Genomic DNA, 26,554 nt, shown 5'->3' with positions numbered 1-26,554 from the left:
CTTATAATGATGTCCTCTAGGACTATCAGTGTATCACAAGACTGATTTCCACTATCCTTGTTCTCAGTCCTGACGTATCCCAGCTTCCCATGAAGAGCAAGACGATCTTTCGTATAGCTTCAATGACGAAACCGATCGTCGCTGCCGCTACCTTGACGTTGGATGAAGAGGGCGAGCTTAGTCTCAGAGAACAGGGCATTCTAGCACGTTCTCTGTAAAATTTGCACAAGACACACTCACAATCATCGGTAAGTTTGCCCCTTGTAAGGCAAGCAAGTGGACGGTATCCTTGTGATAAGCGCATATGATTGTGCACCTTGTATGAATATGCTTGCTCAATGATACCAGCGAGGCAGTGGCGCATACGTGTTCCTGAGAGGCCTTATCCTCTCGTCCTCTGACGAGCGTAATAATCCCGAGCCGGCAATATATTGCTAGTACAAGGAATTTGAAAATACCGCGTACCCATTTGTGATTATGAGTGGAAGCTGCTGATATTTCACAATAGCCTTATAAAGGAGGTTCACAATCGAAAAAGCCTGAATGGCTCAGTGTATCTTATCTTATACAAGGAGTATTCACGGATGAAACCTGGCAAAACGCTTGCTGGCAACTTGCTGCCAGCTGTCCTCTTCATGTTGACCATGCTCATTGTCGCATGCGGTGGTCCTTCAGGGAACAGCACTGGTGCTAGCAATAAGCTCTCCGCCGACAAACAGATCTACATCTCTCCGCTCAGTGGCATCTCCGATGTCGCTACGCTTGACCCGGCACTCTCAACCGACGGTCCTTCTATTAGTGCTCTAAGTACGATGTTCGTGGGTCTGGTACAACTCAACGACAAACTGGAAGTCTACGGCGAACTGGCGCAGTCCTGGACCACCTCTCCAGATGGACGTACCTGGACTTTCAAGCTGCGGCCAAACCTCAAGTTCAGCGATGAGAACCCCATCACTTCTAAGGATGTTATCTTTAGCATCGATCGCGCACTCAAGCCAGAACTGAAGTCTACCGTTGCTCCGTCCTACCTTGCTCTGATCAAGGACGCCACCAATCGCAATACGGGCAAGGTCAAGTCTCTCATCAATGATAGTCTCTTCGCGCCAGATCCCACTACAGTCAAGATTGTCACCGAATCCAAGGCACAATATTTTCTCCAAGCGTTTACCTACCCCACCTCCTATATCGTAGAAAAGAGCTTCATACAGAAGTACGGTGATACTGACTGGCTCAAGCACCTCAATGAGGGCGGCGTTTCCGGCCCCTTCAAGCTGGATCAGCACATCGGCGGCAAACAGATCAGTTTTGTGCCCAACCAGAACTACTGGGGACCTAAACCACAGTTGCAGAAGTTAGTCTATGCGTTCTATAAAGACCCGCAAACGGCCTATAAAGCCTATCAGTCTAACCAGCTCGACTATGTGGGAGTGCCAACAGCCAACCTGGAACAGGCACGCGCCCTGCCCAGCAAACAATATCATCAGTTCCCGCAGCTCTCCATCGATTACCTTGCGATGAACTATCTGGTCAAGCCCTTCAATAATGTGAAGATCCGCCAGGCCTTCGCTCTCGCTATTGACAAAGATACCATCTCACACAACATCTGGAAAGATGCACGCATTGCCACCAACCATATCATCCCTCAGGGCCAACCCGGCTATAACGAGAGTCTCTCTGGTCCCGCTGGTGTTAAGGGGACCAAGGGCGATAAAACATTGGCCAGACAACTTTTGCAGGAAGGCATGAAGGAAGAGGGCTATACAACCTCGAACTTTCCGCGCATCATCCTGACCACTGCCACCGGTGGCTTGCAATCCTCAAAGGACGAGTTTCAGTTCATCCAGCAGCGGTGGAAGGACAACCTCGGCATCGATGTCAGCATTAACGATGAAGACTTCAATAAACTGCTTGACGACACGACTGCGGCATCCGGGAATGCCAAGGGATTGCAGATGTGGGCTATTGCCTGGGGTGCCGACTACCCTGACCCACAAGACTGGACCAGCCTGCTCTTCGGGAATGGCTCGCCTTATAACCAGACCAACTATGGTAAAGGGAACTCCCAAGATGCGTCCCAGCAAAAGACGAATCAAGATCTGATGCCAAAGGCTGATGCCAATCAGAACACGAACGAGCGCATGGCCCAATACAACAAGATCGAGCAGCAACTGGTTGATGATGTTGCCTGGATTCCCATCGATCAGCGCACGGCGAGCTACGTTCGCAAACCCTGCGTCAAAGGCTTTGTAGACAACGCACAAGGTATCACTTCTCCACAGAACTGGGCGAACATCTACAAGTCCGGCGATACACCTTGCGCGAACACCAGTGCCTATAAATAAAATCTGCATTCTTGACTCGCGAGAGAGGGTCGTGTTGCAAAATTGAAAGCTCAGCAAATCAAGCGTACTTGAACATATTTCTCCAGGAATGGACTGCAGAATATGCACTCTTTCTCCGAGGAAATGATTCTCGTGCCGTCATTACCTGCTTCATTTTCTCGGCTCAATTTTTTTGCAACACAACCCTATATAGTAGATGTTGCCTGGCAGGTTGTTTTGTTTACCGCGGTTATATCGCAGCAAGGCGCTACGTATAGTGATAGATAGCGTATTGGTTCGGGTGCCACTCCTGCGAGCGTGCGTTGTAAATAAAATAGTGCGGGAATAGTGCATTCCTACATTGTTCTCGTAAAGAGCGTCGTTCAGGTTACTGCTCTGCCAGTTGCCCCATCTGGTATGTGTCCGTTCCATATTTTGCAATTCCTCTGTTTTTTGCGAAAGGAGATGTTGACATGCTATCGCACAAGCCTGCTGTTCGTCGCCTCTTACCGGTTCTATTTTTCTGTGCACTTGCCTTTATCGTGGTCGCTTGCGGTGGGAGTGCTCCATCACAGACATCGAACACCGAGAAGGCTGCCGGTGACAAGCAAACCTTTATCTTTCCCGAGACTTATGTAGCTGACATCAAGACATTCGATCCAGCTCTTGTCACAGATGTGCCCTCTAATGACGCCACCAAGCTGGTCTTTAGTGGGCTTTTGACGCTTAATGATAAGAAAGAGCTGGTCTATGATCTCGCGCAATCGTATAGTGTTGCCCCCGATGGCGTTACCTGGACCTTTAAGCTCAAACCCAATCTCAAGTTTAGCGATGGTTCCCCGCTAACCTCAGAGGATGTGGTCTTTAGTATCAACCGCTACCTCCTTCCTGAGACCAAATCTGGCTCCGCCTCTAGCCTGGACATGATTAAGGACTACGATAAGCTGCAAAGCGGCCAAATCAAAACTCTTATCAATGATAGTCTCCTGGCTCCTGATCCCCAAACCGTCACGATCATCACCAGTCGTAAGGCACAGCCCTACTTTGCCTATACCCTCTCAGGTAGTAACGTCATAATCAGCAAAAAACTGTTCGATAAGTACGGCCCGAAATTTGTCGATCATATCAGCGAGGGTGCTGGTTCGGGCCCCTGGACTGTCCAGAAGTATGATAAGGGCGTCGATATCACCTTTATTCCCAACCCCAATTACAATGGCGCGAAGCCACAGCTTAAGAAGATAGTGATGGTTTTCTATAAAGATAGTGATACTTCCTACAGGGCCTATCAGACCAGCCAGGTAAGCATGGCTCCGGTTCCGTCCTCCTCGCTTGATGCCGCCAGAAACCTGCCGAATAAGCAGTTTCGCCAGGTGCTTGAGCCAACTATCTCATATTACACAATGAACTACCTGGTCAAGCCCTTCGATAATATTAAGATCCGCCAGGCCTTTGCCCTTGCCCTGGATAAGGAGGCTATTGTTCACAGTGTCTACAAGGACGATGGAAGCGCTACGAATCATATTGTCCCCCAAGGCACTCCCGGCTATAACCAAAATCTGGCGGGGCCGCTCGGTGTTACCTCTCTGAAGGGAGATAAGACCAAGGCTCGCCAACTCCTGGAAGAAGGTATGAAAGAAGAGGGCTATACTCCTGCGACCTTCCCCCAGATCTCGCTAAGCGTCAGTGCGGGCTCATCTGATATCGCCAAGGAGGTTACGGTTGCTCAGCAGATGTGGCAGAATAACCTGGGTATCAGCGTCAAGATTAACGCGATCGACTTCAACAAACTGCTCGACGATATGGTGAACGCGATAAATAACCCCAATGGCCTGCAAATGTGGCGTATCGGCTGGCAATCAGGTACGCCCGACCCGCTCTACTCGCTCACCTATGTCTTCGGCAAAGGCTCATCGTACAACTACATGAACTATGGTAACAACAAGACCAGCGCCGCCGCCACCCAGCAGCAAAATCAGGCCTTGATGGCTCAGGCCGACGGCAATACCACTCGTAACGAGCGTTTTCAGCAGTACAACCAGGCAGAGCAGCAACTGATCAATGATGTGGCCTGGCTTCCAGTCTATCAGCCAAAAGCTGCCCAGGTCTATAAGACCTGCGTACAGGGTGTACCCGCTGAAGCGTATGGTATGCCCTCTTCGGTGAGCTGGTCTCAGATCTACATCTCTAAGGCCACACCCTGCGCGAACACCGATACATACAAATAGTCGTTAGATGATCATTTGTGACGATTCTGCTTTGCGTAAGCACTAACCGGTAAATAAGCTGAAAAGTTGGCTCTTACACAATTCAGGTGAAGGATGAGCTTATCGTTGAAAGCTCCTCGCGTTTTTGAGCACAAAGAATGGCTTCTCATCGTTCTATTGATGTGCTTATCTCCTAAATTGTGTAAGAGTCCTACAAGCTCTTAACGTGGTTTTCCGGTCCATTAATACTCGGGCCCCACTATTCATGTACATATCGTCCATTGAGAATTGGAGAAACTGACCCGTGATGCATAATAGATTGGAACGTATGAGCAGGTCTATGTTCGCACGCACATGGGTGCTTACGATCACTGCCATTTTTCTTATTTCGGCGCTGATCCTGACAGCCTGTGGGCAAGACAACAGTGCAACGTCTCAAACGAAATCAGGCGGTACCATTAGTGTTGGTCTGGGGCAAGATGTTGTAACACTTGATCCATTACGCTCATCTTCGTTCGTTGACCGACAGATAATGTTGAATATGTACGACACGCTGGTACAGGTTGATCAACAAAATAATATTCTTCCTGACCTTGCAACTTCCTGGTCATACACTTCACCTACACACCTGATATTTACACTGCGCACTGGTGTGAAATTTCAGGATAAAGCGACTTTTAACGCTGATGCCGTTGTCTTTAATATCAATCGTATTTTATCTACTCCATCGTCACCACGCTATAGCGAGTTATCCAGTGTCAAGTCAGTCCAAGCTGTAGATGCAACTCATGTTGCTTTTAATTTGAAAGCGCCTTTCTCTCCACTGTTAGCAACCTTGTCCGATCGTGCGGGTATGGTTGTATCACCGACAGCTGTAAAGAAAGCAGGTGCCAATTTCGCGAATGATCCTGTAGGCGCAGGAACTGGACCTTTTATGTTTAGTAGTTGGATGAAAAGCGATCATCTTATCATCAAAAAGAATCCAGGCTACTGGCAGAAAGATGCGCAGGGGAATAAGCTACCCTATCTGGATGCCATTACCTACCGCCCAATCACGAATGGTACTCAGCGGTTTAACAACCTGCAAACTGGGACGATTAATGTTGCCGATTCTGTCGATCCGACTGATATCGGGATGGCGAAAACAGCGCCTAATCTTGTCTACAAACAGATCCCAGCACAGAGTTTCTATGGCATCGAAATCAACGCAAAAGCTGCACCATTGGATAATGTTCATGTGCGGCGAGCAATCGAATACGGCGTGAATCGACAAGAGATACTGAATACTGTCTTGAAGAATGTTGGAGTTGTTGCCAATGGTCCTGTTCCGCCGAGTAGTTGGGCCTATGACAAGAACTTTGTACCTTATACATATGATATTAACAAAGCGAAAGCTGAACTCGCGCTCGCAGGCAAGCCGCACGGTGTCTCCTTTACACTGTTGATTGCAAGCGGTTCTCCGCTCATTGCACAGGAGGCACAATTTATTCAAGCGGAATTGCAACCAGCAGGAATTACAGTGATAATCAAGCAAGAGACAGCTGCCGCCGAGTTCAGTGATGCCCAGGCACATAACTATCAGGCAGGTATGTTTTTCTGGAGTGGTCGTCCAGATCCTGATGGTAACACCTATACCTGGTTTCATACCGGCGGTGGACTCAATAACACACAGTTCACAGACCCTCAGGTTGACTCTCTGCTGGATGCGGCACGTGTGTCCAATAATCAGAAAGAACGTGCTGCTGATTATCAGAAGGCCCAGCAATTAATACTGCAAGATGCAACCTGGATCTTTCTCTATCATGGAGTTGCTGTCCAGGCTACGACGACTAACGTGCAGAATTTTACATTACAGTCTTCAGCTATCATAAATTTCGCTCGGGTGTATCTTCACCCATAGCAAAGGGATTCTCCTGGTAATACGAAGATTATCAGATCGGTCCTGGGCAGAGCATTCCCGTACAATGTGGTAGGAAGCGCCCTTAGCACATCACAAGCGATGTTCCAAGGGCGTAATGGTCGGAGAGATATCTAGAAGCCTTTGAAGCGACGTCTGAAGACACTCCCAGGCAAAAGCACGGGAGTGTCTGTGTTGTTTGAATCAATTCCAGGATCATACACAGGTTTGGTGAAATAGTGCTCGCTTAGTTTTCCCTTCCATACTGAACGGAGAGAAGACGCTACAGGGCGTGAAGGACACGTTGACGCAGGAGTGGAATGCTGGCTCGGCCATATTCCCTTCGTTTAATGTACTAGTACATGGGAACCAAAATCCTTGGATGGTTTAGATGATCAACGCCTTGCCTTGAGAGGTACACTGGAAGGGCTTGGCCGTGGTAACATTATAGTAGTCGATGAAGGCCAGGACTTTGGCCTGCAAGTCGTCAACGCTCGGGAAGGATCCACGTCTAAGCACCTTGCGCACCAGGATCGAAAGCCCACGACTTGCGCAACGAGGTGTTCTCAGATCCCATGCCGCTCTTTTGGAGCATCTTCCTCAAAGAAGTCGAGATGATATACTGCCAGGAGGAGATAGTCGCCATCAAGCAAGGAGAGAGCTATGACACGAGCTTCTTACAATGATATCGCCCAATGGTATGATCAGTTTCTGCGCGAGAGACCTGTCTACATGGAAGTGATCTTGCCGGGTCTGCTCACGCTTGTCGGAGAGGTCGAGGGGGAAGTCATTTGTGACCTGGCCTGCGGACAAGGCTGGGTGGCGCGCGAGTTGGCCCGACGTGGAGCGCAGGTCATCGGTCTTGATCTGGCCCCGAACCTGCTGGCACTCGCCCAACGTTATGAAGAGCAGGAGCCGCTGGGAATTGGATATGTTCAAGGAGACGCTCAACGTGCAGAGGGGCTGAGCGACCATCAGTTTACTGGTTGTGTTTGTGTTATGGCACTGATCAATATTCCTGATCTTCAAGCCACTTTTCAGAGTGTCAGACGGATTCTCAAGCCAGGAGGCTGGCTGGTCTTTGCCATTCCTCACCCGTGTTTCGAGTCCCCTCACGCTCAGTGGACATCGTTGTCTGATCCTGAGCATCCACTCGGCAGGACCGTCACTGGCTATTTTGACGAACGTCAATGGTTCTCATCGAACCCAGATGGAGTCCGTAGCCGGGTTGGAGACTATCATCGCATGCTCAGCACGTACCTCAACCAGCTCGCCGCCGCAGGTTTTGCACTTGAGCGCACCCTCGAACCTGGACCCTCTGACAGACAAGCTGAGCGAGTGCCAGGCAACCGCGAAATCCCTACGCTCCTTCTGATCCGTGCCCATCTCTCAGATGGTCCCCAGGCCGAGAATATAAGCCGTGGCTGAGGGCACTCCAAACAGGGTGAGAGCCACAGCAGGAGCAGAAGGCTCTCGCGCATTGCGAGCCAGCCGCACAGTCCACGAGAGCCGAGAATGGGCCCGTTGCGTACGGGACAGGGATGCAGGCGCAACCGTTGGGTTGGCAGAGAGACTTTGCTCCACGCGTACTTCCACAGATACTGTCAACTTGGCTATGGGCTTGACCAGAAAACAAATCTTGTGACAGAGTGCGAGCATGAAAACAAACACCTGTGTTGGCTACTTGGAATATCTGTTCATAAGATCGGATAAATGGTCCAGGATACGCTCTCGTCTTCCACATTGCTTTCACAAAGAGACGCACTGCCAAGCAAGGTGAGGCCTTTGCTTCATGAGCAGAGAAGCACCGATCTCGGTAATGAAGCAGAGAAATAACCTGTTCTTTTGTCCGATGAGGGAAAACGGGCAAAGAATGTTCAGATGCCACATTCGATATTTTACGGGCTACACATACTTTTTGGGGTATATGCTTGCCAGTGTTTATGCTGCTCTGCGGTAGTTGTGGTGTAAGCCACCCAACACAGGAATGGCGCTCACCTGGTTCGATGAGTTCGGGAGAGGAGTAGACGGAATCGATGGATCGGGAATTCGCTGTCCCAACCCTTGATGCGGTCGAGCCTGGTTGAAGTACACGACATACGCTTTGAGAAGGCGGTACAGCTGCTTTTCCTGGAAGATCAGGAAGTGATCCAAGCATTCTCGTCTCACACTTCCCAGAAAGCGTTCACAGATGGCATTCGCTTGTGGGGTTCGGTACGGCGTTCGAAGGACGTTGATGCAGCTCGTGGTTGCTACTCGCGCGAATTCCGGCCCGAATTTGCGATCATTATCCCGGATCAGATAATTTGGCGCGTGTCCATAGGGAGTCGCTTCTCGCAACTGTTGCGCTACCCAGGGATCGCTGGGAGAGCGCGTCACATTGACATGAATGACCTTTCGCGATTGCAACTCGATGATGAAGAACGCAAAAAGCGGGCGGAAGAAGAGGTCAGGGACCTGCAGGAAATCGCATGCCCATATTTCTGCCGCATGGTTGCGCAGGAACGTTTTCCAGGTCTGTCCACTCAGCCTTTTGCGGCGGATGGGTCTCATATATTTCTGAATCGTGCGTTTACTCACCCGAATATCGAGTTTGAGAAGCTCACCGCGAATACTTTCCGCTCCCCAGAGCCGATTGTTTGCGGCCATCTCCTTGATCAAGCTGATCGTCTCGGACGAGAGCTTCGGCTTTCTCTCATGCGCCTTCGATGTGCGCTTCCAGAACAGACGGAAAAGCTCACGGTGCCAGCGGAGGAGCGTCTCTGGCTGGACAAGCAAAAGCGCCTGTTTCCAGGTTCTGACCATCCTGGCAAGGAGCACCAGAAGAAGACGATCCGTCTTCCGATAGGTTGGTCGCTTGACCTCTCGATGCAGAATGATCAGTTGTTGTCGCAAGAGTGCATTTTCCGCAAGTAGTTCGGCTTTGCCGCGCGTCAGATCGGCGAACGTGCCGAGTACAAAGGAAGTTGTCGATGGTTTGATCCAACGCAAAACATGTTCTTGAAGCGTATGGAAGCAAAAAGAGACACATTGCTTGATCGAGGAAAAGAGACACAGCACAAATAGAAACCTCTTCTTTGTGAGAACGGCGTATGGTCGGAGCTCATACGCAGAATGGACCCTATTGATTGTACGCGCATCCCACGTGCTTTGACAAGAAAGCTCACTTCGTCATACACAACAGGCCGATTTATCGAACGGATGTCCCAAGTAGCTAGCACAGCTATTACCCGATGCGTGGATTTGGAAACTTCACCTCGGCCTCTCGCTTCTGCAGGGCATTTGACGAGGTACGCCAGTTCTTTCGGTTTCGGACCACGAGAAAGCAACATGTTTCCCTCGCTGACCAACGTCATCTCTTCTGCCAACGATTGGATGCCTTGAAAACCATGTTGCTGGTCGCCTAAACAGATTCAGGTTGAAGATGAAGCACGTCTTGTGATCTTCTGTGTTTTCAGTTCTGACACATCCCTCTGGAGATGCTTGATGAGCCTGACGGCTCTCCTCCCCCTACTATTACTGTTGACATGTCGTAAAGATTCCGCCTGTCTCGTTGCGTATCCCGTGGGAGAATGGACGCCATTATTACAGAAGTTTAGGGTCAATATCTTTTCTTTCGGGCAAAATGGTCAGCAAGTGCCCCATACGCTCACGTTTGGTCCGGAGGTAGAAGATATTGCTCGCGTTGGGCGGAATCTCCAGAGGAACGCGTTCTGCGTGAATGCCATGTGCTTGCAGGGCCTCGATTTTTTCAGGGTTATTCGTCATGAGGCGTGCGTGGGTAATCTGCATCTCTTGTAAGATAGCGACCGCAGTTGTATAGCTACGCGCATCAACGGGATAGCCAAGGTGTTGATTAGCGTCAACAGTGTCATAGCCCTGCTCTTGCAATTTATAGGCTTGCAGTTTGCCTGCCAGGCCAATCCCACGTCCCTCCTGGGGGAGATAGAGGAAGATTCCCCGACCTTCCTGGGCAATAGCTCGCAAGGCGGCGTGCATCTGGGCCTGGCAATCGCAGCGCAGTGAGCCAAAAATATCGCCTGTTGTACAGGATGAGTGAAGACGTAATAAAGGCGGATTGTCCTGGCTCTGTTCAAGATCACCCAGGAGCAGGACAAGATATGCCTCTCCACTCATGCTTTCTTCGTAGTAGCGCAGGCGAAAAAGCGCTTCCCTGGTTGGTAGCTGTGTTTCAGAGAGTAGATTGATTGATGATTGCATATACGCTAATTTCCTGTCGTGGTTTGTTCTACTATGTGGGGTATCTCACCTTCGATCAGCAGATCTTCATCGATGGTCTGGATTGAGACACCCTGGAGGCGGAGAGCATGTTGCATTACCGCCAGTCCCGAACCACCAATGGGAGATGGTGAGCCTGCTCCTCCAATAAGCTTCGGTGCGATAAAGGCCGCGACATGATCGATAAGGTTGTGCCCAAAGGCAGTGCCAAGTAAATTGCTCCCGCCTTCCAGGAGGAGATGCATGATCCCTTTTTGAGCCAGAATGTTGAGCGCGGCAACGAGATCAACCTGTCCGGTTTTGTTTGCGGGAACCTCGATGACCTGAACTCCCCGCTGGCGCAAGTCCTCGCGCTGTTGGAGAGAACTGGTCTCGCTGACCATGACGCAGGTTCCTGGCGCAAGTTGCTCTTGGAGGAGATGGAGATGGGAACCCAGCTTGCCATATGACGAGAGGACGATGCGCAAGGGATCTTGACGTGGTGTCCGTTTGTGAACGCGTTGAGCTTCAGTCAGGCGTACAGTTAAGAGCGGATTATCGGCGTGAGCAGTTCCCGCTCCAATCATAATAGCGTCCACGCGGTCGCGGAGCTGGTGGACCCAGGTACGGGCTGCTGGTCCGCTAATCCAATGCGCATCGCCAGTGTGGGTGGCCAGTTTGCCATCCAGGGTCATAGCCCATTTTGCTGTGACATAAGGACGCCCTTGCGTAATATAGGTTGCAAAGGGTCGGATCAAGGCAGACGTTTCCTGCTGGGCGATGCCTGTAACAACGTTGATTCCTGCCTCACGCAATTGTGCAACGCCGCGGCCACTAACCCGAGGATTAGGATCGAGCGCTCCAATAATGACGCGTCGAATCCCGGCCGCGATAATCGCTTTTGTGCAGGGTGGCGTATGGATGGCAATGCAACACGGTTCAAGCGTCGTATATAGATCCGCTCCGCTTGCTGCTGTCGCACCGGCTTCGTTCAGAGCGTGAATCTCGGCATGTGGTCCATAAGGCGGCGAAGTTGCGCCGCGTCCAATAACTCGATTGTCCCGGACAATCACAGCCCCGACAGCCGGACGCGGACTGGTGTGCCCTTCAACGGAATGTGCGCAGGCTATGGCCTGCTGCATAAATTCCAGATCACTCATAACTAAAAAAAATCTCCCAGGTGTTGCACACCAGTACAGGCAAGAAAGCGCCTGTACTGGTGTAGGAATGCCGCAAGGTCAGGTCTCAGCTTTCCCTGGCGCTGGCGTGGACTCGCGTGCGCGTATAGCGTTTGGCGGGCGTCAGCACGATGGGTTGGAGCTCGGGGGCATTGAATGACGCCTGGCGTCGTTCCTGCGAAGCCGGTTGATAGAGCGTGGTGCGTTGGAGAGGGATGCGCCCAACCGAGCGTATAATCTCCTCCATCTGTTCCGGTGGTAATTCCTGCCCCATTTCACCACCAGCCGCTCGCGTGATGCTTTCATTCATCAGTGTGCCTCCCAGATCATTTGCCCCAGCTTGTAGGACGGCCTGAATGCCTTCACGTCCCATTTTGACCCAGGAGACCTGAATATTTGTAATGTGGGGGTACAAAACCAGGCGTGCAATTGCGTGCACCAGCACTGCTTCGCGGAAGGTTGGTCCTTTGCGGGCGTGTCCTTTCCAGTAGATGGGTGCCTCCATATGAACAAAGGGTAGCGGCACAAATTCGGTAATTCCACCAGTTCGCTCTTGCAGCTGTTTTATCCGCAAAAGATGACGTGCCCAGTGGACGGGCTGCTCGATGTGACCATACATAATCGTACTGGTCGTGCGTAGCCCGACGTTGTGCGCTTCTTCTATCACCTGTAGCCACTCATCTGTCTTGATTTTGTCGGGACAGAGCGCGGCGCGTACCTCATCGTCCAGAATCTCGGCGGCGGTTCCTGGTAGAGTGCTCAGACCCGCCTCCTTCAATTGGAGCAGGAAGTCATGCAGGCTGATACCGAGCGTTTGGGCGCCTTGCCAGACTTCCAACGGCGAGAATGCATGGATATGCATATCAGGCAAGGCCGCTTTAATTGCTCGGCAGATGTTCAAATACGTTTCACCTGTATACTCTGGGTGTATTCCCCCTTGCATACAGACCTCGGTTGCACCGCGTGCCCAGGCTTCTTGTGCTCGCCGGACAATCTCGTCCAGGCCAAGATCATAAGGTGTTCCTCGCAGATTTTCGCTTAATTTTCCTTTGGAGAAGGCACAAAACTGACATTTAAAGTAACAGATGTTCGTGTAGTTAATGTTTCTATTTACGGCATATGAGACAACATCGCCATTCAGACGTTGGCGGAGTGTATTCGCAGCTCGACAGACTGCTGCAAAATCGTCTCCGCGTGCCCGAAACAGGCGCACGATCTCTCTCTCTGCCAGACTCTCAGCCACCAGCGCCTTCTCAAGTAGCGCCTGCACATCGGAAGAAACATGTTCATTTGCTCTGTTCTGTGTCTGCGTTGCCAGCGCCAGCTCGTCAGCGGGAATCTCAACCTGTGCTCCTGGGGACCAGGAGCTTGTGCGAGCATAGCCCTCGCTATCACTTGCATGTAAAAGAGGCATGAGCAGTTGCGGGTCTTCCCATTGTGGGGCATCGAGGGTGTAGGTTGGATAGACCGCCAGCCGTTCAACCAGTATCTTTCCCGTTTCGGCTGTGCGCGCCGCCAGTTCTTCCAGGTGTGGCCAGCGCGCTTCGGGATTCACGTGATCGGGCGTGACGGGCGAGACCCCACCCCAGTCATTTAAGCCAGCGCTGACCAATTGCTGATAGACGCCGGGACTCAGGTTCGGGGGAGCTTGAATATTCATAGTTCCGCCAAAAATAAGCCGGGCAATAGCCAGGGTCCAGAGCAGATCGTCTAAATCAGGTTCGGGCGCGTTGGCCATGCGTGTGCCTGGCTTGGCGCGGAAATTCTGGATAATGATCTCCTGAATGTGGCCATAGTGCTGATGGAGCGTACGGAGCGCGAGGAGCGACTCTATGCGCTCCTGTCGTGTCTCTCCAATGCCGATCAGAATGCCGGAAGTGAACGGCACTTTCAACTCACCAGCCAGACGAATGGTTTCCAGGCGAACCTGTGGTTGTTTATCCGGTGAACCGTAGTGTGCTCCTCCGCGCTCACCGAGCCGTTCGGAGGCACTCTCTAGCATAATCCCTTGTGAGACAGAGACGCGTCTGAGCAGAGCAATCTCATCCGCCGTCATGACCCCTGGATTCGCGTGTGGCAATAAGCCAGTCTCCCTGAACACAAGTTCAGCCATCTCGGCTAAATAAGAGATGGTTGTTTCATGGCCTAATTCGATCAGTTCTCGTGCCGCAACTTTATAACGTCGCTCTGGCTTATCGCCAAGGGTAAAGAGTGCTTCATGGCAACCAGCCTCGGCACCAGCCCGGGCAATTGCCAGGATTTCGTCTCGCGTCAGATAGGCTTTCTGGCCTGGCCGTGGTGGTTGTGCGAACGTGCAATAGTGACAAACGTCCCGACAGAGTTGTGTTAAGGGAATGAATACTTTGCGTGAGTAAGAAATACGATTATGGTGAATCTGGTCGCGAAGCTGCGCTGCGGCTGCAAGGAGTGGTGGAAGATCAGTCAAATCAACGAATGAGCGAGCCTCAACATCTGAGACGACATGTCCTTGTAAGACTGCATCAATAACTCTTGCGAGTGCCTTCTGCGTCATGCCTGTTTCCTTTCATTGGTAAGAGAAAAAGCCTGCGTTATAGATGAACAAAAATTTATGTACTCCATATTCCGAATGTTTGGCGGTATTGTCAGGTTCTGTCAGAACTGAGAGCACAAAAGCTCAGCAGAATACTGAGCTATTTACTCTCTCACTAGAGGGTTACTTGCATCAATGCCTTTAAGGTTTCAAGCCGATCAAGGAGAACTCGTCGCTGTTCTGAAAGTGAAGACAGTTCTCCTGTGGTAGAACGAGGACGGAGATAATGGCGCAATTCGTCAAAGGCACAGCAGAAACGAGATGCCGAGTTGAAGTTCCCGAAACCGTGCATAGGATAATACCTTTGCTTGATTCCTCGATGGTCTTGCTCTAAGCGATTGTTGAGGTACTTGTTTGTCCGATGTTGGACATCGTACCCCAGCGTTTCACGCACTGCTCGCGGGTAAGAGGTGTGACCGTCCGTCGTTACCCGTTCTGGAGCATGGCCGACAACGGCGAGGGCTTGCTTGAAAAACTGCTGGGCGGCTTCCATATCCCGTTTTTCGCTCAACCGTGAATCCACCAGATTGCCACCGGCATCAATGGCTCGATAGAGATAACACCACTTTCCATGCACCTTAATATACGTCTCATCTACATACCACGATGATCCCGCTTGCCCGCGCCGTTTGGTTCGCAATTGCTTTGTAATGAGCGGTGCAAACCGCCTTTCCCACTCTCGAACTGCCTCGTGCGTGAACTCCCAGCCGCGCTCCAGAAACATTTCCGCGAGATCCCGCAGACTCAGCTTGTATCGGAGCCGCCACAAGACGACCAGGAGAATGATGTCAGTGGGATATTCCAGGAAATTGAACGGCGTTCCTGTACGTTCATTGAAGCGGTGCTTGCAAACTGAACAACGGAGCATGCGATAGCCAAGTGTGGTCTTTTGTGTTTGCTCGTTGGTGGCAGCTGAGATACAATGTGGACAGTTCATGAATAGCTCCTTCTCAGGTGAGTCATTGTCCTCAGCATACCTTGCAAACAAGCTCCACGACAAGTCTTCCTCTCAGTTCTGACAGAACCCTTCACCCGGTTCTGTCAGAACTCAGGATGTCAAAAAGGTGCCCATAGCCTTACTGATGATTTCTGCATTAGGAGACTGCCATCATCAGCGTTTGTAGATCTGCGAACCTCTGAGAAAAGAACAGCCGTTGTTCCGCGAGAGACACGTTTTCTTCCCTCCTAGAACGAGGGCGTAAGTAATGGCGTAATTCATCAAAGGCACAGCAGAAACGAGATGCTGCTTCAACGTTTCCAAAACCATGCATCGGATAATACCGTTGTTTAACGCCACGATGGTCTTGTTCTAATAGATTATTCAGATATTTATTTGTACGATGGTAAACATGGTTGCCTATGATCTCGCGTATTGCTCGTGGGTAGGAGGTATGCCCATCCGTTGTCACCTGTTCAGGAGCATGACCACAGATCTCAACAGCTTGCTGGAAAAATCGTTTTGCCGCTTCCATATCGCGCTTCTCGCTAAGACGCGAGTCAACGAGATTGCCCTCGTGATCGATGGCTCGATACAAGTAGCACCATTTCCCGTGCACCTTGATGTATGTTTCATCAACATACCAGGAGGTTCCTGCTTGTCCATGCCGCTTTCTTCGCAGTTGGTCTGTAAGGAGCGGGGTAAATCGAGCTTCCCAATCCCTTACTGCCTCATGAGTGAAGGTCCATCCCCGCTCCAAAAACATTTCCGCCACATCACGAAGACTCAATTTGTAGCGCAACCGCCAAACGACGACGAGGAGAACGATGTCTGTAGGGTATTCAAGATAGTTGAAAGGGGTGTTCGTGCGCTCATTAAACAGGTGTTTGCAGGCTAAGCAACGAAATATTCGATACCCCAGAGTCGTTTTCTGACGCTGCTCTTTTGTCGAAGGGGAGGTACAGTGCGGACAATGCATGAATCACTCCAAATGTTTGTTTCTCACAAGTATACGATCTGAGTGGACATCGTGCCAAATCATCTTCTGAGTTCTGACAGAACCTTCGTAAAGTGGGAACAGATGGGTGTGTGAACGTGGATCTGGCCCCCTACTACATCAGTCAGCAGGTCGCAGGGCAATACATGGCCTTACAGGTGGTGGCGAGCGAGCGAACCTTTCTGGTCTGGCATGGCCCCAACATGCTCAAAACAGTGCCCATCAAACATCTCTACGGGCAACAGATGCCCTTGGAAGACTATTTCGCCCTCATGATCCAGGAAGCCCTGGCCGAGGAGCGTCGCCTCTCGGCCAGCCAGCGCCATTTTCGGCAACTGGTGCTCTGGTGAAGTGGAGCTTGGACGACGAACACAACGGAGACGTTCTCTGACCTGTTCAGCTCTGCGGCTGAACGGTTGGAGCCGTATGGCCAGCGACGTCCTCTGCACATCACTTCCCACCACTTCCACACTCTTTTTTCCGCTTTTCATGAGCAGGGACATATCATGTTCAGGTTTGTTGCTTCTCTTCTCTGATGTGGTTTCGATGAGGCTACTTGGTTGGGGAGACGATGACGCAAAGTCATACAATCAGTGCGAAGAGTGAGCGGCTCAACCATTAATGCCTGCTCAACCCGCTTCGCATCTCACTGATGGAGCACGTTTTTTGTAAGTAAAATGGTTCTCCAGGTCGTTTTTCTGCTACTCTTGGAAATGCCCTGAAATGTGAGCAGCTCAGCCATTGGCGAGTTGAAAAACCGCGCCAGATGCGGATAGTTGCGCGCTGAAGGTGTACATTTACAAGGCTGCCAAGCCTTCCGGCAAGTGACAGCCATAGAGGGAGATTGAGTCTTTTTTTACAAGTTCCCCTGAGATGTATACGTTTCATTGATGTGCATAGGCCTATACTCCTATGAAGAGGGCGAACGATTTCACTGATATCTCATCGTACAGCTTGCTTGTTTCTTGAAGACAGCACGTTCTTTGAAGAGACGACTTGAGGCCACAGTTAGGACGCAGCTTCGCCACCAGGGATGGGGACACGTGAAAGGGAGGTTTCCCGTATGCCGAAGACAAAGCAAACCAGGCGTGTTACTCCCGCGTCATGTGACACGCTGATCGATTCCATTCCCCAGTTGGTCTGGACGGCACGACCCGACGGCCTGCACGACTACGCGAACCGTCGCTGGCTGGACTACGTTGGGTTGACGTTTGAGCAGGTACACCGCGACATCTGGGCGTATCTCCCGTTCCTCCATCCTGAGGATCAGGAAGGGAACCGAATGCATTGGGAGTATGCCCTGGACACGGGAACTCTGTTTGAGTACGAACAACGTATCAAACAATGCCAGACCGGGGAGTATCGCTGGTTTTTAACCCGCGCCGAGCCTTTGCGCAACGAAGCCGACCAGATCGTCAAGTGGGTTGGCACCAGCACCGACATCGAGGAGCAGAAGCGGATCGAGGACGTCTTGCGAGAGGGTCAGGAACGCGCAGACGCCTTGATGCAATCCAAGATTATCGGGATCAACATCATCGAGGGTGAGCAGATTGTGGATGCAAACGACACATTTCTGCGCATGACCGGCTATACCCGTGAAGATCTGCGTGCTGGGCGCCTGAACTGGAGGAACATGACCCCTCCAGAATATATGGCCCGGACCGTGCAGTCCCTGCAGGAGCTGGCCACCCAGCAGTCGATGACGCCCTATGAGAAAGAGTACGTGTGTCAAGATGGCAGTCGCCTGCTGGTGCTCGTGTGCGGGGTCGTCTTCCAGCATCACCCCCACCAGGCGATCAACTTTGTCCTGGACAATTCGGCGCGCAAAGAACTGGAACAACACAAGGATGACTTTATCAATATGGCCAGCCATGAACTGCGGACCCCGCTCACTGTGGTCAAGATGCAGACTCAACTGGTGCACAAACGCCTCGAAAAGCACTCCCAGCACGAGGCGGCTACCACGCTTTCCAGAGTGGAGAGGCCGATCGAGCAACTGGAGCGTCTGATCGGAGAGTTACTGGATGTCTCCCAGATGCAGGCAGGGAGACTGAAGTACGTCCGAGAGCGGGTGGATCTCGACGCTTTGCTGCGGGAGGCCACCGATACCATGCAGCACATGAGTCCCAGCCATACCATTGTGGTGCGTGGGAGCATACAGACCAGTGTGATCGGAGATCGAGACCGACTGGAACAGATGTTAAGCAACCTGCTGAGCAATGCCATCAAGTATTCTCCCGACGCAAAGACCGTCGAGGTGGAGCTCTCCACCTCCGAAAGTGCGGTCACGATCCGGGTGATCGATCATGGCCTGGGCATCCCGCGAGAGCAGCGCGACAAGATTTTTGAGCGCTTCTATCGGGACGCTGGTCTCCGGCAGCATGCGGTCCCTGGTCTGGGCATGGGCCTGTACATTGTGGCGGAGATCGTCAAGCACCATGGGGGAACCATCACAGTGGACAGCGACGTTGGGAAAGGCTCGACCTTTACCGTCACCTTTCCCAGGAGGAGGGATGTCTGACTGGGGAAAGCACGCGGCGCACGTGATGAGGAAACGCCCTGAAAGCGTGATGTCGCAGCGCGACATGAAAGCGGATGAAAATGAGCTGCACCTGAGATTTTATCTCAGCATGAGAAGCCTATTTTCGGAGGAAGTCCCATGCCGCGCCGCGGCACCTCAGAGGATGAAAATGGCGTATACTGCCAGCAGTGAAGAGCAGGTCGAGGTCGGTTCTCATACTGGTGCCCTTGAGCCTGAGGAGGAAGTTGACCGGGGTGCGTCCAGAATCTCTGATTGTCGCCACGTGCGCGAGCAGGACCAGAGCCAGATGGCGATGCAAGCCGTTCCAAAAGAGCAAACAATCAGAATATGGTCATCTCTTATCGTCCTCAACATCTAGTTTCTGTAGATCAGCCTCTAGATAGCTGAGGATCACATTTAACTGGTGGTGGTCTTTCTCGCCTTTGATTACCTTGATGACAAGCTCTCGACCTTCACGCTTTCTGAAAATCGCTTGAACAAGGGAAATGGAGCCTTGGGGATCGCTCAAAGTGTTGATTTTTGCGCTGAGGACATCATGGTTATTTATCCATTGAGGGTGCCTCTGATCCTTGTACCCCAGACCTATATCAACAATGTCTTTCGGCGAGTGTGATGTTTGCTGCGAAGATGGGGCCGTTGGTTGTTGTGTCCCACTAGTTTGCGGTCTCACCTGCTGCTTGCTCCATTGCGCCTCTATGGCCACAAGCCCCTCAAGAACCTCAGCAAGCGTCGCTTCTCCAACAAGCAACGTATTGCCAACCTTCTTGACCAAGGAGCGATAATCGGTGCTGGAAGGAGAGGAACTCGGTTGAGCCACACGAGTCTGCAAGAAGGTCTCGAAGCGTCTATCGGATACGGCAAGATGTGTGATATCAGCTATGAGCGCGCCGCCAGTGCTTTTCAAGAAAACGACTTGGTGCAACTGCACGGATGGGAACGAGAGCTCAAAGGGTATTGTCAACTTAAGAATTTTTGTTGATGAGCTTTCACCACTTCGATGCTACTTTCCCCAAGATTCTTTAGAAAACATTGTCCGAATTAGGGCGTCATCCCCACTTTAAGGCATGTTTCTCCTATATAATCTCTACAATTTTGCTTAAGTTGACAATACCGAGGGAAGATGTCCATTGGGAAAAAACAGGAGCAAATAGGTGAGCATCATATACCAGCCCATTGCCCTGGCCCACAAACCAATAGCGCCCGCTAATGCTTCCAGCGGGCTCACCGCTGGATTTGCCAGGAAATCGGATACAGTATATTCTACCAGCACAACGCCCAGTGTCCACAAAAGCGTACTGGCACAGAAGAGCCAGCCAATTGGGTGCTCCGGACGGTGCGAGGCAATCAGCGCACCAACAGTAGCAAAGGCGAGCAAAACCAGGGTATCAAACAGCTCCCCAAACCAACCAGCAGGCTCTTGTCTGATCTGCGAAAACAGCGTAGCAATCACCATGCCCAGGCACAGCAGCCATACACTCCACGCCAGCCAGAAGGCCATACGTTTGCTCATGCATTTCCCTTTCCCGAACTTCCCACAGGGGAAGAGCAGCTCTCCTTCGCAACAGTGCTCTCCATAGCAGAATGATCGTTCTCCGAACTGTCCTGAGTATAGCGCAGCAACGTTACAAAAACGTTACATAGAAAAGATGAAATTACCCCGTTTTTGTCCAGTACCATCAATCCATGTGCTATACTTACGTTGATAGTAAATGATGCGGGAATAGAGGAAATGTGAGATGGAATGGCTCCCCACGATATACCCATAAAGCAAATACTGAGACCATTGAAGAAGCTCATTGGTCGTCAACGTGATATTGAGCGTTTCCTTGAGTTGTTTACATTGAGAGGCAGCCGCCTGTTTACTATCGTAGGAACAGTGGGAGTTGGCAAAACGCAGTTCGCTTTGCAGGTGGCCTCTGCTTTACAGTCTTCCTTTCCAGATGGTGTTTGTACCATTTTTCTTGACAGTCTCTTCGATCATAACCTCGTTCTATCGGCAATACTTCACGCACTAGGGATCACCGAGGTCCCTTCAAGTTCTGATTTAGAAACGCTCTGTTCTTTTCTTCATAAGACACAGATGCTGTTGTTACTTGATACCTTTGAGCATCTCCGCCCAGCAGCCTCATTCTTCCCTCGTATTCTCGATGCCTGTCCTGGCATTACCATCTTGGTGACAAGCCGCGCAGGTTTGAAAGTGCGTGGGGAACAGCAATTTCCTCTCTCTCCGCTCGATCTCCCAAACTTCACACAGAAGTATGACCCCGAAGTCCTTGCGCATAACCCTGCCGTTGCTCTCTTCCTTGCATGTACGCGCACACACCTCCCGCAGTTTCAGCTTACTGCAGAGAATGTGTACCCCATCGTGCAAATTTGTGCTCATCTTGGCGGGCTTCCCTTGGCGATAGAACTTGCTGCGACAACGGGTATGCAACTCTTCCCCCCCAGGATGTTGCTGAAATACTTAGAGCAACATCCATTACATATTTTGGTCAATGAAGAACAAGATATTCCAGAACGCCAGCGTACATGGAGCAAGACAATTGATCGGAGCTATTCTCTTCTTCAGCCCCAGGAACAGCGTCTGTTCCGGCGACTGGCTATATTTTCTGGAGGAGCGACGCTGGAAACCTTGGAAGATCTCTATGAGAGACTTGGCGAGAAACGTCACCATATATTGCAAGAGCTTGCTGTACTGACGAATCATCGGCTCGTGATTTCTCCTTCAGAGGGCCCAACAGATCTCTCTCATTTTAGAATGCTGCAGGTGATCCGCGCGTATGGACGAAAGTGTATCGATGTTGAAGGGGAAACGAACGCTATAGTACAGGCATATACTGCGTATTTTCTCCATCTTGCGAAAGAAATAGAGCCACAGCTTATTGGCGCGGCACAGTTACAGGGACTGGATATACTCGAGCAGGAGCAGAACAATTTCCGTGCGGTTTTCACCTGGCTGGTAGAATGCAATGAAATCGAAAACGCACTTGAGCTCGCCGCAGCACTATGGAGATTTTGGTCGTATCGTGGCTATGTCTCTGAGGGATACCAGCAGATCAAGCAGCTATTGAAGAGATGCCAGGATGAAATGGTCTCGGCAGCAGTGAGAGCAAAAGCGTCCTACGCAGCTGCTCTATTAGCCTTTTTTCAGCTTCACACAGCAGCCATGAAAGAATATTTACAAGCATCCTTAAAGCTCTACCGAGAAGTTGGAGATAGACATGGGTATGCTGTCGCACTTAATGCAATGGGATTTTGCGAACTTCTGCAAGGACACGACGAAAATGTAAAGACGTACTATGAAGAAAGTTTTCCTATTCTTCAGGAAATGGGAGATCGTTGGCATCTTGCCGAAGCATATGCTCTTGTGGCGAGAGAGGCGCAGGCGCAAGGTAACTACGTGCGGGCTCGAACATTACTTGAGCAATCTCTTGTCCTCATAAAAGAGGTGGGAGATCGTCGCGCGATTGTCCAGGCACTGGATTTTCTGGGGCAGATCATCTGTCACTTGAAAGAATATGAAACCGCGCTGCATATGTATAAAGAAAAATCTCTGACAGCTCTTGAATTGGGTGAAAAGCTCTTAATTGCCACAAGTCTTGAAGAAGTTGGCGCAATTGCGACCATCATTGGTCAAGAAACGTGGGCGGCCATCCTTCTAGGTGCTGGAGAGGCATTGCGCGAAATAAGCTGGGGATTGATTTCAGACGCGGACCAGCGGCGCGTTGACGATGTAAAAATGCAACTCCGCGCTAAAATGAACGAGGAGACCTTGACAAGGATATGGGCTCAAGGACGCGCGATGACTCCAAAACAGGCCCTCCTGGCCTCTTCTCTCGAAACCTCTCTTCAGCAAAAGACCGATTCCATTCCCTTGTCTGCCCCCGATACCTCATACCACCTGTCTATGTATCCTGATCAATTAACGCAACGGCAAGTGGAAATACTTCGTTTGCTTGCTGAAGGCCTCACCGATAAAGAGATTGCTGAGCGCCTTTGTATAAGTCCTCGTACGGTCAATGCTCACCTCAATAAGATTTACCCCAAAATTCATGTTTCCACCCGTAGCGCTGCAACTCGCTACGCTGTAGAAAGAAAATTAATCTAGTACCAACCGTCTCCGCTCAGTACCTCCATTTCGCGACGCATACTACCAGCACGAGATGCCCCGTACGTTATTCTACCTACGTATCTCCCTTCCACATGTTGAGAAAATTACAGTTGTTTTACAGATGCGAAACGACTTGCGCACGAATACACTCAGAAGAGGAAGCGCTTTCTCAAAAGCAAGCACAGAAGAGACGTACCTGCAGCAAACAAGAAGGAGTGTAGGATGTTAACGGAGGCAAATAAAGCGGTCGCTCGTGATTTTTATGAGGCTATTAAGGCATATAACGAAGGAGATGAACTGGCCCTGGAAAGGGTTCTGGCCCCTTCATTCGTCAATCACCGTCCTCTTGCAGGTCAGACACCTGATATCGAAGGGCTCAAGTTGCCAGCATTTCATCAAGCCTTCTCTCAGATTCATGTCACCATTTTGGATCAGATAGCGGAAGAAGACAAAGTCGTTGATGTGACAGCGTGGTCGCTTCTGCACACAGGGGAGTTCATGGGGGTACCTGCGACTGGAAAACGCATTTCTTACACAGAGATCAATGTTTTACGCGTGGTCGACGGCATGGTCGTCGAACGTTGGGGACTTCCCGATGAAATACATATTTTACAACAGCTGGGAATTGTATCACTACAGGCGTAGGATGTGATAGAACCACCTGGCGAGAAGTCTCTAGAAGATTTAATAGATATCAAGCAGAGAGGATAGTATGGATACGACGAGACGCAAAATTCTTCAAACACTGGCAGCTGCTGGAGCTGTTGCCAGCATCACCAGTGTCCCCGCTGTTGCTCATGCTACATCGACGCCGGCTGATGAACCGGTTCCCGAGCCGATTGAGGGCAATCTTGGTGCCACAGATCCTGGCCCCCGCAATATAGCGCTCGATGAGATGAACCCTGATACGCTAGCTCCTCCTACGACTGATGCAGGCATTATGCCAAACCTCAAGTTTTCGTTTGGCAATGCTCATAACCGGCTTGCCAATGGCGGCTGGGCCCGTCAGGTAACGGTAACAGAACTGCCCGTCTCAACATCAGTGGCAGGGGTGACGATGCGCCTGAAAGAGGGTGCCGTTCGCGAATTACACTGGCATGTGCAGGCTGAATGGGCCTATATGCTTAATGGGAAAGCGCAGGTCACTTGCCTGGACCCTCAGGGGCGTAACTTCGTCGATAACGTTGGCGTCGGTGATCTCTGGTACTTCCCTGCTGGCTTTCCGCATTCGATTCAGGGACTCCAGGGCGGTTGCGAATTCTTACTGGTATTTGACGACGGTAGTTTCTCTGCGGGTTCAACCTTCATGCTCAGCGACTGGTTCGTGCATACGCCGAAAGACGTGCTGGCGAAAAACTTTGGCGTGCCGGAAAGCAATTTTGCCAATCTCGCACCACCATCCACTCGCTGGATTTACCCCGGCCAGGTTCCCACATCAGCAACTCCGATCTCTGATCCCTACGGGACGTCTCCACAGAGCTTCACGTATCATCTGCTAGCTCAGCCACCAACGAAGGGCAAAGCCCACGGCCAAGTGAGGGTCGTTGATTCGACCAAATTCGGCGTCTCAAGGACGATCGCCGCCGCACTAGTGGAGATTGAGCCTGGTGGTTTGCGCGAAATGCACTGGCATCCAAATGCAGATGAATGGCAGTACTATATCGCAGGCAATGGACGCATGACCGTCTTTGCTGGTGCTGGCACCGCTGCTACGTTCGACTACCAGGCCGGGGACGTTGGGTATGTGGAGGCGAATATGGGACACTATGTCGAGAATACAGGCAAGGCAACGTTACGCTTTCTGGAGATATTCAAAACGGATCGCTATGCTGATTTTTCTCTCAATCAGTGGATGGCAGTGACGCCACCAGCATTGGTGCAAGGTGATCTCAACGTGCCTCAACAGGTGATGGATGTACTACAGAAGACGAAGCCGATCATTATGTAATTCAGCATAAATGCGAGTTTCGGATCAGCGTTGCCCGACTCAGCCAGGTCGGACCAGTGCCGACCTGGCTGAGCCCTAACTTAATAGGGCATATCTTTCCGCTTGACACACCAGGCAATGATCAGCGCATGCACAACGCTGATAACTACCAGTACCCCCAGCAGAGCAGTAGGTGTTGCAAGGCCTGCGCATGCATATCGGGTATTGTCAACTTAAGCAAAATTGTAGAGATTATATAGGAGAAACATGCCTTAAAGTGGGGATGATGCCCTCATTCGGACAGTGTTTTCTCAAGAATCTTGGGGAAAGTAGCATCGAAGTGGTGAAAGCTCATCAACCAAAATCCTTAAGTTGACAATACCCTTTTTCTCGCCCTCAACCACCCCAAGAAAAAGGGGTCAATCTTTCAGCTCGTAACGTTTGTGGTAACGATGAGAGGACGCCTTGCTCCTACACTTGTAGACAGAAGATGTATACCGTTAGACGAGTAGTCGCAGGAAGATGCTCTACAAGCAAGACAGTAGCAACTGGTTGGGAAAATGGTGTTGTGGAGGCATGAAAGTGCATCTTTCTCGTGTATTGTTACCTGATAAATAAATTGCCTTGTGCATCCCTCGAAAGGAGATGGCGAAGATGAAAGTGATCAGGACGCGAGTCAAATTGAGCGTTATGCTGTATATCGTTTTCCTTCTGATTCTCAGCGCCTGTAGTTCTTCCACATCAGCTTCTAGTGACCGGACGAATTCGGCAAATTCTGGAAACGCTACCAACCTGGCACCTGCTGGCTATAAAAAATTCATGGTCTTCATGGGTAACGGCGAATTTAGCCCCAGTAGCATGAACGATATGATGTCAATGATGAGCGGAGCCGACTTTTTCAGACACATGGACTGGAACGACGATCAGATTACCCAGCACAAGGCTCAAGCCCTGGCTTTCTTCAAGTTGCGCTATGGCCTGGACTTTTCTAAAAGCAATCAAATCGGTCACGCGATGTTCCTCGATTTCACCAATGATCCTCACATGAACCTGCGCGCCTATTCCATCTCAGATATGAACGTTCCCCGCTCCGGTTGGTTCGTTGATGATGGTGGCTGGGCTGTGTATGCCGTCAAAGGTAGCATGACCCTTTACGGAACGTATGGAGGAGCGACCGGGACACAAGTCCCCGCTGGCACCGCCCTGATGTTTGGCTACTACAAAATCAATACGGGTTCAACGCCGATTATCATTGCTTACCAGGCGATTGTTCCAATGTTTACCGACATGGCCGGTGACTCAACTGTTATCTGCCAGGTAAGCAATGACCAGTTTGGAAAAGGCATGAATCAAGGCGTTATGGGAATGCCCGAAATGCTGCCAAATGGAAACATGAAATACGACGTACGGGAAGTCATGACGTTCCCGGGTTACTAGAACACCCCAGGGCATAACTCGGAGGACTACGATGGATAGACGAGACGAGAGAAAGTGGCATGCGCCTCTGTTCAAGAGCACTGTTCTGAGCCGACGCAAGCTATTTCGGAGTGGTCTTGGCGTGGGAGTAGCGCTGGCTGGGTCAGGGACAGTAGCAGATGTAATCAGCGGCTGTGCCTTTAATCGGAGCGCAGACGCAGCAAAGAGCTCACA

20 protein-coding genes and 2 pseudogenes are annotated in these 26,554 nt (G+C 50.9%); 13 read left to right on the top strand and 9 right to left on the bottom strand.

The genetic code is table 11. The features are described from left to right. Nucleotides 1–89 precede the first annotated feature (89 nt). The 4 genes from KRAC_RS78705 to KRAC_RS41660 all read left to right on the top strand — a co-directional run bounded on the left by KRAC_RS78705 (nucleotide 90) and on the right by KRAC_RS41660 (nucleotide 6,425). Nucleotides 90–218, top strand: a complete 129-nt coding sequence (locus KRAC_RS78705) for a serine hydrolase (RefSeq protein ID WP_157507789.1) — start codon at nucleotides 90–92, stop codon at nucleotides 216–218. 366 nt (nucleotides 219–584) lie between these two features. Beyond that, entirely contained in the window at nucleotides 585–2,342 is a 1,758-nt protein-coding gene (locus KRAC_RS41670) for a peptide ABC transporter substrate-binding protein (protein ID WP_007917795.1), read from the top strand. 452 nt (nucleotides 2,343–2,794) lie between these two features. Continuing rightward, complete coding sequence (locus tag KRAC_RS41665; protein WP_007917793.1) at nucleotides 2,795–4,546, top strand: peptide ABC transporter substrate-binding protein; 1,752 nt, start codon at nucleotides 2,795–2,797, stop codon at nucleotides 4,544–4,546. Between the two features lie 319 nt (nucleotides 4,547–4,865). After that, nucleotides 4,866–6,425 (top strand): ABC transporter substrate-binding protein, encoded by a 1,560-nt coding sequence (locus tag KRAC_RS41660; RefSeq protein WP_007917792.1) that lies wholly within the window; start codon nucleotides 4,866–4,868, stop codon nucleotides 6,423–6,425. A gap of 384 nt (nucleotides 6,426–6,809) precedes the next feature. Here KRAC_RS41660 and KRAC_RS78700 read toward each other — a convergent pair whose 3' ends face one another. Then, the gene (locus KRAC_RS78700; protein WP_274532177.1) at nucleotides 6,810–6,941 is read right to left on the bottom strand and encodes a hypothetical protein; all 132 of its coding nucleotides are present in this window, start codon (nucleotides 6,939–6,941) and stop codon (nucleotides 6,810–6,812) included. A gap of 144 nt (nucleotides 6,942–7,085) precedes the next feature. On the opposite strand from KRAC_RS78700, the gene KRAC_RS41655 reads away from it, so the two are divergent. After that, nucleotides 7,086–7,850 (top strand): class I SAM-dependent methyltransferase, encoded by a 765-nt coding sequence (locus KRAC_RS41655; RefSeq protein WP_007917789.1) that lies wholly within the window; start codon nucleotides 7,086–7,088, stop codon nucleotides 7,848–7,850. 513 nt (nucleotides 7,851–8,363) lie between these two features. Here the strand turns inward: KRAC_RS41655 and KRAC_RS41650 are convergent. After that, nucleotides 8,364–9,413, bottom strand: a complete 1,050-nt coding sequence (locus KRAC_RS41650) for an integrase core domain-containing protein (RefSeq protein ID WP_157507785.1) — start codon at nucleotides 9,411–9,413, stop codon at nucleotides 8,364–8,366. Nucleotides 9,414–9,646: 233 nt separating this feature from the next. On the opposite strand from KRAC_RS41650, the pseudogene KRAC_RS77010 reads away from it, so the two are divergent. Beyond that, nucleotides 9,647–9,829, top strand: a pseudogene (locus KRAC_RS77010) (IS6 family transposase); the annotation flags it as partial. 178 nt (nucleotides 9,830–10,007) lie between these two features. Here the strand turns inward: KRAC_RS77010 and ribA are convergent. The 5 genes from ribA to KRAC_RS41625 all read right to left on the bottom strand — a co-directional run bounded on the left by ribA (nucleotide 10,008) and on the right by KRAC_RS41625 (nucleotide 16,306). Further along, nucleotides 10,008–10,643: a GTP cyclohydrolase II gene (gene ribA, locus KRAC_RS41645; protein ID WP_007917783.1), complete on the bottom strand. Its 636-nt coding sequence runs from the start codon at nucleotides 10,641–10,643 to the stop codon at nucleotides 10,008–10,010. A gap of 5 nt (nucleotides 10,644–10,648) precedes the next feature. Then, nucleotides 10,649–11,800 carry a bifunctional diaminohydroxyphosphoribosylaminopyrimidine deaminase/5-amino-6-(5-phosphoribosylamino)uracil reductase RibD gene (gene ribD, locus KRAC_RS41640; RefSeq protein WP_007917782.1) on the bottom strand — a complete coding sequence of 384 codons (1,152 nt, stop codon included), beginning with the start codon at nucleotides 11,798–11,800 and terminating at the stop codon, nucleotides 10,649–10,651. Between the two features lie 85 nt (nucleotides 11,801–11,885). Next, entirely contained in the window at nucleotides 11,886–14,351 is a 2,466-nt protein-coding gene (gene cofH / locus KRAC_RS41635; RefSeq protein WP_007917781.1) for a 5-amino-6-(D-ribitylamino)uracil--L-tyrosine 4-hydroxyphenyl transferase CofH, read from the bottom strand. A gap of 154 nt (nucleotides 14,352–14,505) precedes the next feature. Further along, nucleotides 14,506–15,327, bottom strand: a complete 822-nt coding sequence (locus tag KRAC_RS41630; RefSeq protein WP_007917777.1) for an IS6 family transposase — start codon at nucleotides 15,325–15,327, stop codon at nucleotides 14,506–14,508. Between the two features lie 157 nt (nucleotides 15,328–15,484). Continuing rightward, complete coding sequence (locus KRAC_RS41625) at nucleotides 15,485–16,306, bottom strand: IS6 family transposase (RefSeq protein WP_007917776.1); 822 nt, start codon at nucleotides 16,304–16,306, stop codon at nucleotides 15,485–15,487. 83 nt (nucleotides 16,307–16,389) lie between these two features. Between KRAC_RS41625 and KRAC_RS41620 the strand changes: the two are divergent. From KRAC_RS41620 to KRAC_RS41610, 3 genes and pseudogenes are all read left to right on the top strand, one after another. Then, nucleotides 16,390–16,674, top strand: a pseudogene (locus KRAC_RS41620) (integrase core domain-containing protein); the annotation flags it as partial. Between the two features lie 713 nt (nucleotides 16,675–17,387). Beyond that, nucleotides 17,388–18,845: an ATP-binding protein gene (locus KRAC_RS41615; RefSeq protein WP_007917774.1), complete on the top strand. Its 1,458-nt coding sequence runs from the start codon at nucleotides 17,388–17,390 to the stop codon at nucleotides 18,843–18,845. Between the two features lie 46 nt (nucleotides 18,846–18,891). Next, nucleotides 18,892–19,224, top strand: a complete 333-nt coding sequence (locus tag KRAC_RS41610) for a hypothetical protein (RefSeq protein ID WP_211221423.1) — start codon at nucleotides 18,892–18,894, stop codon at nucleotides 19,222–19,224. Here the strand turns inward: KRAC_RS41610 and KRAC_RS41605 are convergent. Together KRAC_RS41605 and KRAC_RS41600 are read right to left on the bottom strand one after the other, a co-directional pair. Further along, on the bottom strand, nucleotides 19,198–19,614 hold the full coding sequence (locus KRAC_RS41605; RefSeq protein WP_157507783.1) for a hypothetical protein: 417 nt from the start codon (nucleotides 19,612–19,614) through the stop codon (nucleotides 19,198–19,200). The genes KRAC_RS41610 and KRAC_RS41605 overlap by 27 nt on opposite strands. A 348-nt stretch (nucleotides 19,615–19,962) precedes the next feature. Then, complete coding sequence (locus KRAC_RS41600; RefSeq protein ID WP_007917767.1) at nucleotides 19,963–20,376, bottom strand: hypothetical protein; 414 nt, start codon at nucleotides 20,374–20,376, stop codon at nucleotides 19,963–19,965. Nucleotides 20,377–20,607: 231 nt separating this feature from the next. Between KRAC_RS41600 and KRAC_RS41595 the strand changes: the two genes are divergently transcribed. The 4 genes from KRAC_RS41595 to KRAC_RS41580 all read left to right on the top strand — a co-directional run bounded on the left by KRAC_RS41595 (nucleotide 20,608) and on the right by KRAC_RS41580 (nucleotide 26,341). Continuing rightward, a complete protein-coding gene (locus tag KRAC_RS41595) occupies nucleotides 20,608–22,974 on the top strand; it encodes a LuxR C-terminal-related transcriptional regulator (RefSeq protein WP_007917766.1) in 2,367 nt (788 codons plus the stop codon). A gap of 225 nt (nucleotides 22,975–23,199) precedes the next feature. Then, a complete protein-coding gene (locus tag KRAC_RS41590; protein WP_007917762.1) occupies nucleotides 23,200–23,622 on the top strand; it encodes an ester cyclase in 423 nt (140 codons plus the stop codon). Between the two features lie 67 nt (nucleotides 23,623–23,689). Then, nucleotides 23,690–24,925 (top strand): oxalate decarboxylase family bicupin, encoded by a 1,236-nt coding sequence (locus tag KRAC_RS41585; protein ID WP_007917760.1) that lies wholly within the window; start codon nucleotides 23,690–23,692, stop codon nucleotides 24,923–24,925. 633 nt (nucleotides 24,926–25,558) lie between these two features. Then, nucleotides 25,559–26,341 carry a hypothetical protein gene (locus tag KRAC_RS41580; RefSeq protein ID WP_007917759.1) on the top strand — a complete coding sequence of 261 codons (783 nt, stop codon included), beginning with the start codon at nucleotides 25,559–25,561 and terminating at the stop codon, nucleotides 26,339–26,341. Nucleotides 26,342–26,554 lie beyond the last annotated feature (213 nt).

This window comes from Ktedonobacter racemifer DSM 44963 (assembly GCF_000178855.1).
Lineage (GTDB): Bacteria > Chloroflexota > Ktedonobacteria > Ktedonobacterales > Ktedonobacteraceae > Ktedonobacter > Ktedonobacter racemifer.
The sequence above is the reverse complement of the archived record's forward strand: the minus strand, read 5'-3'. Positions and strand labels throughout refer to the sequence as shown.